This is a genomic window from Halovenus carboxidivorans (genome assembly GCF_009831575.1).
Classification (GTDB): domain Archaea; phylum Halobacteriota; class Halobacteria; order Halobacteriales; family Haloarculaceae; genus Halovenus; species Halovenus carboxidivorans.
The window spans coordinates 306,709-319,530 of the sequence record NZ_WUUT01000003.1 but is presented as its reverse complement, the minus strand read 5'-3'; the positions used below and the strand labels follow the sequence as shown (position 1 = coordinate 319,530).

General features: G+C 64.9%; 11 protein-coding genes and 1 pseudogene. 8 read left to right on the top strand and 4 right to left on the bottom strand.

Translation table 11 applies throughout. The features are described from left to right. Positions 1–102: 102 nt before the first annotated feature. Together GRX03_RS09615 and GRX03_RS09610 are read left to right on the top strand one after the other, a co-directional pair. On the top strand, positions 103–1,170 hold the full coding sequence (locus GRX03_RS09615) for an ABC transporter permease (RefSeq protein WP_159763986.1): 1,068 nt from the start codon (positions 103–105) through the stop codon (positions 1,168–1,170). After that, complete coding sequence (locus tag GRX03_RS09610) at positions 1,170–1,973, top strand: ABC transporter ATP-binding protein (RefSeq protein ID WP_159763985.1); 804 nt, start codon at positions 1,170–1,172, stop codon at positions 1,971–1,973. The genes GRX03_RS09615 and GRX03_RS09610 overlap by 1 nt, the downstream gene beginning before the upstream one ends. Before the next feature lie 19 nt (positions 1,974–1,992). Here GRX03_RS09610 and GRX03_RS09605 read toward each other — a convergent pair whose 3' ends face one another. Further along, on the bottom strand, positions 1,993–2,478 hold the full coding sequence (locus tag GRX03_RS09605) for a FlaD/FlaE family flagellar protein (RefSeq protein WP_159763984.1): 486 nt from the start codon (positions 2,476–2,478) through the stop codon (positions 1,993–1,995). A 163-nt stretch (positions 2,479–2,641) separates the two neighbouring features. Between GRX03_RS09605 and GRX03_RS09600 the strand changes: the two genes are divergently transcribed. The 4 genes from GRX03_RS09600 to GRX03_RS09585 all read left to right on the top strand — a co-directional run bounded on the left by GRX03_RS09600 (position 2,642) and on the right by GRX03_RS09585 (position 6,571). After that, the gene (locus GRX03_RS09600) at positions 2,642–3,535 is read left to right on the top strand and encodes a ParA family protein (RefSeq protein ID WP_159763983.1); all 894 of its coding nucleotides are present in this window, start codon (positions 2,642–2,644) and stop codon (positions 3,533–3,535) included. Further along, positions 3,532–4,713: a chemotaxis protein CheW gene (locus tag GRX03_RS09595; RefSeq protein WP_159763982.1), complete on the top strand. Its 1,182-nt coding sequence runs from the start codon at positions 3,532–3,534 to the stop codon at positions 4,711–4,713. Before GRX03_RS09600 ends, GRX03_RS09595 begins: the two co-directional genes overlap by 4 nt. Positions 4,714–4,790: 77 nt before the next feature. Beyond that, positions 4,791–6,143 (top strand): 7,8-didemethyl-8-hydroxy-5-deazariboflavin synthase subunit CofH, encoded by a 1,353-nt coding sequence (gene cofH / locus GRX03_RS09590; RefSeq protein ID WP_159763981.1) that lies wholly within the window; start codon positions 4,791–4,793, stop codon positions 6,141–6,143. An 86-nt stretch (positions 6,144–6,229) separates the two neighbouring features. Beyond that, positions 6,230–6,571, top strand: a complete 342-nt coding sequence (locus GRX03_RS09585; protein ID WP_159763980.1) for a hypothetical protein — start codon at positions 6,230–6,232, stop codon at positions 6,569–6,571. Between the two features lie 622 nt (positions 6,572–7,193). Here GRX03_RS09585 and GRX03_RS09580 read toward each other — a convergent pair. Beyond that, a pseudogene (locus GRX03_RS09580) lies at positions 7,194–8,141 on the bottom strand (WD40/YVTN/BNR-like repeat-containing protein); the annotation flags it as partial. A gap of 191 nt (positions 8,142–8,332) precedes the next feature. Here GRX03_RS09580 and GRX03_RS09575 point away from each other — a divergent pair. Then, positions 8,333–8,992 carry a helix-turn-helix domain-containing protein gene (locus GRX03_RS09575; RefSeq protein WP_159763979.1) on the top strand — a complete coding sequence of 220 codons (660 nt, stop codon included), beginning with the start codon at positions 8,333–8,335 and terminating at the stop codon, positions 8,990–8,992. Positions 8,993–9,024: 32 nt separating this feature from the next. On the opposite strand, the gene GRX03_RS09570 is transcribed toward GRX03_RS09575, so the two are convergent. Beyond that, the gene (locus tag GRX03_RS09570; RefSeq protein ID WP_159763978.1) at positions 9,025–10,689 is read right to left on the bottom strand and encodes an acyl-CoA synthetase; all 1,665 of its coding nucleotides are present in this window, start codon (positions 10,687–10,689) and stop codon (positions 9,025–9,027) included. A 166-nt stretch (positions 10,690–10,855) separates the two neighbouring features. Between GRX03_RS09570 and GRX03_RS09565 the strand changes: the two genes are divergently transcribed. After that, positions 10,856–11,659: an N-acyl homoserine lactonase family protein gene (locus GRX03_RS09565; protein WP_159763977.1), complete on the top strand. Its 804-nt coding sequence runs from the start codon at positions 10,856–10,858 to the stop codon at positions 11,657–11,659. Here GRX03_RS09565 and cofG read toward each other — a convergent pair. Beyond that, positions 11,656–12,783 carry a 7,8-didemethyl-8-hydroxy-5-deazariboflavin synthase subunit CofG gene (gene cofG / locus GRX03_RS09560; RefSeq protein WP_368278261.1) on the bottom strand — a complete coding sequence of 376 codons (1,128 nt, stop codon included), beginning with the start codon at positions 12,781–12,783 and terminating at the stop codon, positions 11,656–11,658. The genes GRX03_RS09565 and cofG overlap by 4 nt on opposite strands. Positions 12,784–12,822: the final 39 nt, after the last annotated feature.

Genomic DNA, 12,822 nt, shown 5'->3' with positions numbered 1-12,822 from the left:
GCCCCATGGCAAGTTTCATTGTGCTGGTGGGAGCTATATCCCACAATGGTCGAGTCGTCGCCAGGAAGTCGGCCGACGGCTACCCGGTGGAGTGGATGCTGAATGTCGTTGCAATCACTGCTGGAAAAGGAGTTTCACTGGAGTCTGCGGAACCTCCTGGTGCTCGTCTTTCTGCTGTTGTTGTTGCCGGGCTTTTTCGCGGGCACGAGCGTCGTCTTTCAGGACGTGTTACCACGGGACGTTCCCGTCGCCGTTGCACCCGCCGACGAGGAGGTCAACGAGACGAACCTCGACATCGTCGAGGGGACGATTGCGACGTTCACGGACCCGAAACGAGTCGACAGCGTCCAGCAGGGCCGGGCGATGCTCGAACGGGAGTCGGTGTACGCCGTCATCGAGGTGCCGCCGGATCTGAACGATCCGAGCGCCGACGCCCAGTTTCGACTCGTCGTCGACGGCGCAATCGTCCCGTTTCTCTCCCCCTCGGAGATCATCGGGGACGTGCTCGAAACGGAGATGGACCGCATCTTCGACGCGGAGGTGACCGCCGAGCGGGAGGTCGTCGGCGCGGAGAAGACGCTGCCGGAGTATCTGTTCCCGACCTTCCTGATGACGCTCGTGATCTTCTTCGCGTTCACCTACGTCCCGTACAACCTGAAAACCGAGGCCGCGGTGCTGGATCGACTGCGGGTCGAGGCCTCCCTGGAGTCGGTCGTCGCCGCGAAACTGCTCTTCTTTACGGGGCTAACTGTCGTCCCAATCGTCGTCTTTCAGGCAGCGGCGCTGTACTACGGCTACGACGTTGCGGCGCTCGCCCCGGGAGCGATACTGACACTGCTGCTCGTCTTTTTGCTCGTTTCGACGGTCAGTTCGACGGTGATGATCCTCTCGCGGTTCTCGGGAGTGGGACTGTTCGTCAACGTCACCGCGATGCTCGGCGTGGTCGCGCTGTCGGCGCTCGCGTTCCCGCTTGGCTTTTTCTCGTCGCTGCGGACGACCGTCGCACAGCTGTTACCGACCTACTACGCCGGCATCATCGCCCGGAGCACGATGCTCAAGGGAGCCAGCCTCGGGACCTTCGCTGACTGGCTGGCGATGCTGATCGGCTGTCTGATAGCCGCCGTGGTCGCACTCGAAGGATCGATTATCTACTATCGGAGGACGAGCTAATGGACGACGACTCGACAGACGGTCCGGACCCCGAGGGATCCCGCGGGGACGGTGCGGGGGCGTCACCGACCGGACAGCCCGTGGATGACGGGACCGAACAGTACATCGAACTCGACGGCGTCACGCGAGAGTACGGCTCGGTACTGGCGGTCGATGATCTCTCCCTGCGGATCGGCGGCGGCCAGTATCACTGCCTGCTCGGGCCGAACGGCTCGGGGAAGTCGACGCTCATGCGACTCGTTTTGGGGCTGACACAGCCGACGGCGGGCGAGATCCGGGTGCCCGATATCGTCGTCGGTTGCGGATTCCAGACGCCGAACTTCTACCCGAGCCTGACCGTCCGGCAGAACATCTCCGTGTTCGCGGGGATCGTCGGGGCGACCGACTGGGAGTGGAACCGAACTGTCGTCGAGGAACTGCGGCTGAACCGCGCGTTAGACCGGACGGCTGGGGATCTCTCCGGCGGATTCGGACGGAAACTGGATCTCGCACTCGCGTTCATCAAAAAACCGGACATCATGCTCCTCGACGAACCGCTCGGCGCGCTGGACGACGTATCGACGGCTCGGCTGCTCGAGTTCCTGGAGTGGTACGTCGAGCAGGGCAACACGGTGTTCGTCTCGACACACCGCGTGACGGAGTTCGAGGGATCGCTCGACCGGGTGACCGTGATGCATCAGGGGGAGATTGCGTTCGACCGCAGACGCGAGGAGATGACTCTGCCGGACGATCAGTCTCTGCAAGCGGAGTACGTCGAAGAGATTCTCGAACGAGAAGGAATCGAATCCGATAGTCTCGACTGAGCACCCGAGCGATTACGACTCAGTTCATCGAGGCGAGTTTGGCGATGTAGACGAGGCTGAGCAGGTGGTCGTCGACGTCGAGATCCGTCGGGTCGCTCGCAGCCTGCTCGTCGAGACCGAGCATGTAGTCTTTGAGCTGTGATTCACACGTCTCGGTGATCCAGCCGACGGATTCGTAGTACGAGAGCGCTTCACGGGTGCCCTGGTGGCCGGCGTGCAACAGCAGGAATTCGAGCCACTCGAAGATGAGGCGTTCGCCGTTGTTGTCCTCCGGCAGGGCTTCGAGATACGGCTTCTCGGCGTCGCCGCCGGCCTCCAGAGGGAGCAGTTCGCGGTACAGCCCCGCGCGGAAGGAGTCGGGGCTGCTCGAACTACTGCTCTCGCCGCGCATCGATCCCAGCCCGAGGTCGTCGCCGCTGCCGTTATCACCGGCTGGATTGCCGTCACGCTCCTCTGCCATCTTCCGGAGCTCGTCGAGGTCGTAATCGCTCGGATTCATGCTCATGTGACAGTAGGTTTCCGCTACTGTCTCATAAATGTTGGCGTCGCGTTAGACGGGCGTCTGACGACCGCTACGGAGCGATATCCGACTGCCCTCGTGTTGTCCTTCGTGATAATGGGAGACGTATTTTTATTAGCGCCGACCACATCCCACCGAGTACGAGCAGATGACAGGCGAGGATACTGGCGCGGCCCGGGTCTGTGTGACCAACGCCAAAGGCGGGACTGGCAAGACGACGATTGCGATCAACATCGCCGGCGCGCTCAACGAGCGCGGTCGGGACGTGCTGTTCGTCGATGTCGACCCGCAGGGCAACGCCACCGAGGGACTCGGACTGGTCGAGGCGTACGACCGCGAGCCACCCTCGCTGTTCGACGTGTTGACCGACCACGAGAGTCGCCACCTCATCAACGACCTGATCGTCGAACACGAGGAGATGGACGTGCTCCCGTCGAATCTGGATCTCTTGCACGCCGAACAGGAGTTGACGATTGCACACCTGATCGCCCAACTGGGCGACAACCGAGCGGGCGTCGAGGCGTTGTCTTCGCTGGCGATCAACGTCGAGCCGGAGGGTATCAACACGCCGCACGCGCTCGGGGCGCTGGACGAGGCGTTCGACGAACTCGAAACCGCGTACGACTACATCATCGTCGACTCGCCGCCGTTTTACGGTCGGCTGACCGAGACGAGCATCTTCGCGACACAGAACGTCGTCGTCCCGGCGCTGACCGAGGCGACCTCCGAGCGAGCCATCGAACTGTTGATCGACCAGATCGCGGCGCTGGAGGATCTCGCCGGAATCACGGTCAACACCGTCGGCGTCGTCGCCAACCGGGTCGAACAGACCAACGAGGACCTGATGATGGTCGACTGGCTCAACGAGGTCTTCGCCGGCCACCCCGTCTGGGAGGTGCGCAAACGGGTCGCCCTCCAGCGGGCGTTTTCGGCTGGGACCTCGATTTTCGCCTACGAACAGTCCGTCGATATGGAGGAGGTCTTCCTCGACATCGCGGCGGAGTTCGACGAGCAGTTCGGCTACACGGAGGTAACAGCATGACTGACAACGACCGCATGGACCGCGCGAAGCGGATCCGAGAGATGCGAGAGGGGAGTCGGGACGGAGACAGCGACGAGTCGACAGACGGCGGGGAGCCGTCGGAGGCCGACGCCGGGGCCGAAGAGTCGACGGAGACTGCCGACGCGGACGCAGATTCAGAAACAGCCCCGGGGAACGCCGACGAGGCCGGAGAGGAGACGACGGACGACGAACAGCCGGAAATGCAGACGATGGAGGATCTCGTCGAATCGGCCGCGGAGGAGGCCGAAAGCGAGGGGGAGGCAGACGCTGAAGGGGCCGAAAGCGACGGAGAAGCAGGCGCAGAGGAGACGGCCGGAGAGGAAGAACTCGACAACGCGGGCGTTGACGAGGAGCCAACCGTCGACGACGAGCAGGAGACCGCCGAGCAGACGAGCGAGAGCGACGCGGAGGCAGAGGTTGCCGACCTCGTCTCGGAGGCCGTCTCCGGCGAGGACGAACAGACAGCGGAACCGGCCGAGAAACCAGACAACGAGCCAGAGACCGAAATGACCAGCACAGACCAACCCACGGAGGGAACGGAGTCAGAATCGTCAGCGGAACCGAGCGACGACGAGGGCGTGACAGCACCACTCCCGGACACCGACACGCTCGAAGCGGCCCTCGAAGAGGGCGAGGCCGGAAGCGATGTCGAGACCGCCGGGCCGGAGGTTGGCGACGGCGAAGCCGTCGCGACCGCACCGGCAGCCGAGGGCGAGACCGAGACGACAGAAGAGGAGACCCGCGTACTCGAGTTCCGCCTCGACGACGAACACTACTGTCTCGACATCGAGTACATCGAGGAGATTGTCAAGGAGGAGACGATCACCCGGGTGCCGAACACGCCGGAGTACGTCCAGGGCGTCGTCGACCTCCGCGGCCAGATCACGACGATTCTCAATCCGAAGGTCACGCTGGGCAAGGACAACACCGAGGCGGACGAACTGATCGTGGTCTTCGACTCCGAGGCGTTCGAGGACCAGGGACACATCGGCTGGGTCGTCGACGACGTGCGGCAGGTCTCGCCGATCACCGAAAGCGAGGTCAACGACCCGCCGGTCGAAGAAGACCACATCAACGGCGTCATCGACCGCGAGGACGACGACCAGTTCGTCATCTGGACCAGTCCGGAACTCGCGCTGGAAGAGGGCGAAACGTAGAAATCGGCCGTCACCGAGTGCGGCAACACCGACCCGGACCACGCCGTTTTTATCGCTACGGAGTCCCCTTAGAGACAATGGCAGACGCTTCCCGCCCGAGCAACGTGCCGCGTGATCGCTTCGAGTTCGATCACCGGCCGGAGACCGACCAGTCCTTCGAGAACGCACTGGCGAAGGCACGGGACGGGAAGCGGTTATCGGTCGACGACGGGATCGAACTCCTGACGACCGGGACCGACAGCCCGGGAATCGATCCCAGGCGGAAGGAACTCGTCCTCGAAGCCGCCGACCGCCGCCGCGCCGAGGTCGTCGGCGAGGAGGTCACCTTCGTCGCCAATCTCAACAACAACGTCACGACGGCCTGTAACACCGGTTGTCTGTTCTGTAACTTCAAGGACCGCTCCGATCAGTTTCTCGCGGAGAACGACACCGACCACGCTGGTTTCACCAAGACCCCCGAGGAGTCCCGCGAAATCGTCGAACAGGCGCTCGACACCGGCATCTACGAGGTCACGTCGGTGAGCGGGCTTCACCCCGCGTTCGCGCTGGACGAGGAACACCGCGAGATGCTCGAAGCCAGCGAGCGCGGCGACCTGAACTACAAGTCCCCGGAGCGATACGAGACGGATCCTGGGACGTATTGCGAGCAGATCGAGGCGATGAGCGTCGACGGCGTCCACATCCACTCGATGACCCCCGAGGAGGCGTACCACGCCCAGCGCGGCGCTGACTGGGGGTACGAGGAGGTCTACGAACGGCTAGGGGAGGCCGGCCTCGACAGCGTTCCCGGCACGGCCGCGGAGATTCTCGTCGACGAGGTCCGGGACGTGATCTGTCCGGGGAAAATCGACAGCGGCGAGTGGATGGAGGCGATGGAGGCCGCCGCCGCCGTCGGTCTGGACACGACCGCGACGATCATGTACGGCCACGTCGAGAACGAGGCCCACCGCGTCAGACACCTCGATAAGATTCGCCAGTTACAGGACGAGACCGGCGCGATCACCGAGTTCGTCCCGCTGTCGTTCGTCCACGCGAACACGCCTCTGCACGAGCGGGGGATGATCGACGGCGGCGCGACGACCGACGAGGACGAACTGATGATCGCCGTCTCGCGGCTCTATCTCGACAACGTCGACCACGTCCAGTCCTCGTGGGTGAAATACGGCGACGAGCAGGGGCTGAAGATGCTCTCCTGTGGCGCTGACGACTTCATGGGGACGATTCTCTCCGAGGAGATCACCAAACGCGCTGGTGGCTCCTTCGGCGAACGGCGCTCCTTCGAGGAGTACGTCGAGATGATCAGCGCAATCGGGCGCATCCCCGTCGAGCGGTCGACCGACTACCGCCAGCGCCGCCGGATCGATCCCGACGACCCGCCGTTCGGACCGGAACTCGGGCCGCGGGCGGACGGGACGCCGCTGGTCGACTGACAGAGGTTCAAGCGGTCCCCCAGCCGGCTCTCACGGACGGAAACAGTCACCGGCGTTTTTTCCGTGCTCGTCCCGGTCACGGAAGTATGCACACAGATCATCGAAACGTGGTCGGGAGTGACGGGTCTGTTTCGAGGGTCGTACTGGCTGGTCTGGCGCTCGTGATAACCGGACTCGTCGTCGCAGATTCGCTCGGGGTCCACTTCATCATCGTCGGCCTGGGCATCGGAGTAACCCTCTCCGGGACGGTGTATCTCGCGACGGACGGCAGCGAGTGGCTCCGGATCGCGAACGCGTTCGTCGCGTTGGTCGGCTGCCAGCTGGTCGGGTTCAGCGGGGTGGTCCGTGGCGTCGGCGGAGCGCTGGTCGGTGCCGTCGTCGTATCGGTTCTCTACAGTCGGGTCTCCGAGGGCCGCCTCGACTGGTAACTACTGCGATTCTTCCCGCTCTCGCAGGGACGCTCGCCGGACCGCCCCGGTCGGCGTCTTCGGCAGTTCGTCGACGAACTCGATTTCGACGGAACCAACGTAGATTTACGCGGACCGTTCAGCGGGCGGACCCACTGACCGTCGATCACGAGTTGACGTTGGTTACGGCGAAGTGGAACCGCTGGGCGGTTTCGTCCGCGAACCGGAGGGTCACGGTGAGGTAGTCCGACTCGGGTCGGGTGTCGGCGGGCTCGACGGTCAGTTTGACGTTGCCGCTGTCGTACGCGCCGAAATCCGCGCTGCCGCTGGTCCCCGGGTCGTACGACGCGGCGGAGTCGAGGGGGCGGGTCTGGCCGTCGACCGGGAACCCCTCCCCGCTCGCGGCCTCGCCGTCGGTATCGGCCGCCAACTGCACCTCCGGACTCTCTCGGCTGAGCGCATCGACGGAAACGTCGGTCTCGACGGCGAAGCCGTCGACCACCACCGTCCCGTCGGTGTCGTTCGCCACCTCGAAGGTGAGACTCGTCGATTCGGCGGTCTGGGTGGAAGTGCGGCTCAGCCGGTCGACCGTGCCGGTATTGCCGCCGCCCCCGTCGTCCTCACCGCCGCCAGCGCCGCCGGTCCGCTCGATGACGGTACCGGCCGCGCCGACAGCGATGTCGGGGTCGCCCCGGACGACTGCCTTCAGATTCTCCTCGACAGGTGTACTCAACTCCGTCCAGCCGTCGGCGTCGCGCTCGAACACCCGCCCGGAGTCTCCGCCGGTCAGTCCGGCCGTGCCGTCGATCTCGACGTCCCGGAGTTCGAGGTTTCCGACAGGCTCCGGCGTCCAGCCCGCACCGTCGTACCGGGAGACAGTCCCGACGCCGGTCGCGACCGAGACGTCGTCGGCGGCGTCGCTGTCGACACCGTAGAGGTTCCCGTCGGCGTCCTCGACTCCGATCTTGGCCCAGGTGGTGCCGTCGTCGGTCGCGAAGGCGCTCTGGTTGCCGTCGACGAGGTGGCCGGAGCGGGTGTCGTAGAAATCGATTGCGTTGATGCTCGACCCGCTTCCGGGGGTGACGGAGTCGAAGGTCTCGCCGTTGTCGAAACTGTAGTAGACCTTGCCGGAGTCGCCGGCGACGTACACGTTCGCGTCACCGGCCGGCCCGGTCACGGCGACATCGTTGAAGTTGTTCGTCACGTCGTTCGGGGCCGAGTAATCCCGGACAGTTCCGGTCGAGACATCGTAGGCACCGATAGCGCCCGACGCGCCGACGAACCAGAGTACGTCGCCGTCGTCGGTGACATCACTTCCATAGAGGTTGTTTCCGTTGCCGGTCGGCCCGCCACTGAACGCGGTTACCCAGCCGTTCGCCGTCCGCTCGATGCCGATGCCGCTGCCGCCGACGGCGTACGCTCCCGCCGACGTGTACGTGACATCGTGGAGGGTGTCACCGGTCGGGGTGTCGGCCACGGTCCAGTCGGACGCCGCGGCGAGTCCCGAGAAGCCGACCACACCGACGGCGGCCGCGCCGGTCGTCTGCAGTACTGTTCGCCGTGTCAGTGGGTATGTTTCCTCCCCATACATTACAATATATTGATTCGACGCACCGGGCATAGTGTCTCTGTCTAGTAATTTTACGGTTTTTCCGCGCCCGTCTCAGCGATGGAGTATAAGCGCTCATACCCGCCAATTTGGAGGTAGCGCGGCCAGAAGGCTTATTCTCCGACCGGGGCGACTCTCGGTAACATTCCAACCGGAATGGTAGCCCTCCAACTATGACAGGAACCCACGCACAGCTCTCGGTTTCGCCGCGCCGCGAGTGTCCCCTCCGCGATGTCGTTACGGAGTACAGTGTTCAGACGTTCGTCCCCGCGGGCGGAGAGACACCGCCACAGGTAGTCATCGAAGAGAGTGAAACGGCGGTGTCAGACGACCCGACAGTCGAGGCGGTTGCCGCGGGGGAGCAGTTCGTCGTCTGCCGGTTGCCGTCGGAGACAGATGCAGACCCGATCGGTCGGTTGTGTGACGGGAGCCGCTGTCTGGCGGAGGGGTTCGAGCACCTCCCGGTCCGGCCGTACGCGCTCACCTGGGACGAGAAGTGGCTTCAGTTGCTGGTCGCGGCTCCCGGCACCGAGGCGGTACAGGAGTGCGTCCAGCAGTTCGAGGCGGTGGGGCTGTCGGCCTCTGTCGAGGCGCTGAGTTCGGACGACATCGCGGGGAGTTCACAGCCCGTACTCATCGACCTCGACGTACTCACTGCGCGACAGCAGGAGGTCGCTCGGCTCGCAGTCGAGCGCGGCTACTACGACTGCGACGGGGCGTCCGCGGCGGCTCTCGCCGCGGAACTCGATATCTCACAGGCCACGCTGTCGGAACATCTCCGGGCCGTCCGGGCGAAACTGGGGCCGCAGATTTTCGTGACGGAGTCGGACTGAACGCAGAGCAACGGGCGGGCGTTCGACTCCGCTTACTGCAATCCCTCCCGTTCCCGCAGCGAGGCCCGGCGGACTTTGCCGGTCGACGTTTTCGGCAGTTCGTCGACGAACTCGATTTCGCGGGGGTACTCGTACTGCGCGAGTCGGTCCCGGACGTGCTGGCGTAGCGACTTTCGGAGGCTGTCGTCCGGATCGGACGCGTTCGAGACGACAAAGGCCTTCGGCACCTCGCCGCGTTCGTCGTCCGGGACGCCGATCACGGCAACGTCGGCGACGGCGTCGTGATCGGCCATCGACTCCTCGATTTCGACGGGGCCGATCCGGTAGCCAGCACTGATGATCACGTCGTCTTTCCGGCTCTCGAAGGCGACGTAGCCGTCCTCGTCCATCCGGCCGAGGTCCTCGGTGAGCAGCCAGCCGTTCTGAACCTTCCGGCTGGTTCGCTCCGGCTTGTTCCAGTACTCCTTGAAACAGACCGGATTCCCCTCGTACCGGACCGCAATCTCGCCGACCTCGCCCGGTTCGACAGTCGCCTCGGCGGTGTCCGGATCGACAATCGCGATCTCGTGGCCGGGGCCGGCCCGACCCATCGTCCCTTCGCGGAACTCCAGAAGCGCCGTACAGTCGCCGACGAGCATGTTGGCTTCGGTCTGCCCGTAGCCTTCGTGGACCACCGCGCCGTCGAAGGTCTCCTCGGCCCACTCGACGATATCCTGGCCCAGCGACTCGCCGCCGCCGGAGATGGTGCGGATCGTGTCGAGGCGGTAGTCGGGGTCGGCCCGCATCATCATCCGCAGCGCGGTCGGCGGACCGAAGAAGTTCGAGACGCCGTACTCCTCGATGATCCGAAAGGCCGTCTCGGGGTCGAACTGGCCGCCGTTGTAGGCGACGACCGGTTTGCCGTAGTACAGGCCGGGAAAGAGCACGTCGAACAGCGAGGCGACCCACGCCCACTCCGCCGGCGTCCAGAACACGTCGTCGTCGTGCATCTCCATGTTACCGAAGGTCGTGATGAAAAGCGGCAGGTGACCGAGCAACATCCGATGGGCGTGACGGACCCCCTTGGGGTCGCCGGTCGTCCCCGAGGTGTAGATGATGATCGCGTCGTCCTCGCTGTCGGTCTCGGCCATCTCGAACTCCCGAGAGTAGCCCTCGAGTGCCGCCCAGAGATCCGCCTCACCGTCCCGCGTCGCGACATCACCGACGGTCAGCGTCGTGTTCAGCGAAAGCTCCTCGGTCCCCTCCCGGAAGTCCTCGACGTTGGATTCGTCGACGATGCCGGCGACGGCGTCGGAGTCCTCGAGTCGGTACTCGATGGCGTCGGGCCCGAACAGCGTCGACAGCGGAACCGAGACGGCTCCGAGTTTCCAGCAGGCGACGTGGGCGATGACGGTCTCGACACGCTGTGGCAGGTTGACGCCCACCCGGTCGCCCGCCTCGACGCCGTGGTCGCTGAGGTAGTTGGCGAGGCGGTTGGTGGCGTTCTGGAGCTGCCAGAAGGTGTAGGTCTCACGCGCTCCCGACTCGTGTTCGCCGAAGACGGCGACGCGGCCCTTGTCGTCGGCCCAGCGGTCACAGACGTACCACGCCATGTTGAACTGCTCCGGGACCTCCCACTCGAAATCGTCCCGGAGGGCGTCGTAGCTCTCGTAGGAGTGCTCGTAGAAGTGGTAGGCGTCGAGTCGGTCACCGCGCATGCTGGTCCCCCCTCGCTGCGTCTGTTCCCCTACGACAGACGGCCGTGTGTTGTGAGTTCATGGCACGATCTCCGGTGGTACTATTCGTGGGGGCGGCAAAAAACCGGGTGTCCGAGCGGGGGTCCGGCAGACCAAACTATATGTCAGCGCCTTGCGAACGTCGCGCATGGTCGAAGCAACCATCTCGCTGGTCGACCGCGGGACGATTCGGACGGACGTAAACCACCTCTTGGAGGGGTTCAACATGGGATCGGCGGCGGACCCCGATCCGGAGACGATGATGGTCGAGGGACCGGTCTACAATCTCGTCATCGACCACCCCGAGGGGACGATTCTCTGGGACACCGGTTCGCACCCGGAAGCGGGCGACGGCCACTGGCCGGCGGAGCTGTACGCGGCCTTCGAACACAGCGACGCCGACGAGCGCGACCTCGACACCGCACTCGACGACGCCGGCTACGGGATCGACGACGTCGATTACGTCTTCCAGACACACCTCCACCTGGATCACGCCGGGAGCCTCTATCAGTTCGCGGGGACGGACGTGCCGGTGTTCGTCCACGAACGGGAACTCAAGTACGCCTACTTCAGCGCGAAGACCGACCAGGGGAGCACTGCCTACGTCGCCGACGATTTCGATCACGACCTGAACTGGGAGATTGTCAGCCGCGACCGGGCGACGTACTTCGAGGACGTGGAGTTTCTGCACCTCCCCGGACACACGCCCGGACTGATGGGGACGAAAATCGACATCGACGGCTACGGGACGGTGATCTTCACCGGCGATCAGGCCTACGCCCGGGCCAACTACCACGACGAACAGCCGCTGGGAGCCGGGTTGCTCTGGAGCCGACAGCACTGGCTGGACAGTCTGGCGTTCCTGAAGGACCTCGAGCGGAAACACGACGCGGAGATGTACGTCGGCCACGACGGCGAGGACGCCGCCCGACTCGAAGACGGCCTGCCCTAGTAGCCGTCGATCACGGCACGGTACCGACGCCCCGCCTCGCTGTCGGCGGTGAGTTCCTCGCGGATGCGCTGGGAGATCCACTCGCCGCCGCGGATCGGTGCCTCTGCGGGCGTCGCTGTGAAGGACTCACCACGGAGGGCCTCGGGAAGATACCGTTCGTAGACCGGCAGGCGCTCGGACAGCGGGACGCCCGCCTCCTCGGCGATGGTCTCCAGGTGATCGAGCGCCGGCCAGGCGTAGTCGGGGTTGATGTGGTCGTCGGTGACCGGCGAGACACCGCCGAGGTCGTCGATTCCGCAGTCGACGACCTCGCCGGCGGGCGCGAGGTTCGGCGGCACCTGGAGGGAGACCTCCCCCGGAAGGGCCGTCCGTGCCATCGCGACCGTCCGGCGGAGCGTCTCCAGGTCGGGTTCGCCGCCGTGCCAGCGTTCGTTCTCGACGACCGGTTGGACGATGACCTCCTGGATGTGACCGTAGCGTTCGTGTAGCTCCCGAATGACGAGCAGGCTCTCGGCACGGTCCCGCCAGTCCTCGCCGATGCCGACCAGGATGCCCGTCGTGAACGGGACGCCGAGTTCGCCGGCCGTCTCGATGGTCTGGATCCGCTGCTCGGGGGTCTTGACGCGGGGGCCGCTGTGGGCGGCCACGTCGGCGGTGGTTTCGAGCATCACGCCCATACTGGCGTTGAGATCCGCGACTGCGGCCATCTCCTCACGCGTCTGGTCGCCGGGGTTGGCGTGCGGGAGCAGTCCCTCCGCCAGGGCGATTTCACAGGCCTCGCGGAGGTAGCTGTGGATGGTCTCGTGGCCGTACTCGGCGAGTTGCTCGTAGATCTGTGTGTATCGGTCGTCGGGGTCGTCACCGAAGGTGAACAGCGCCTCCGTACAGCCCGCGTCGGCCCCCTCGCGGACGATGTCGCGGATCTCCTCGGGGGAAAGCAGCGACGCCTCACCGGGCGGGTCGAAGTAGGTGCAGTACGTACAGGTGTATCGGCAGGCGGTCGTCAGCGGGACGAAGACGTTCCGGGCGAACGAGAGGTGATCTGCGGAGTCGACATCCGGCGGCCGGACGGCTACCAGTTCGTCGATTGCTCCGGCGGGGATGTCGGTAACGTCGACACTCACACGACTCTATCCGAGCCAGACGCTCAAAGGAGTCACGAA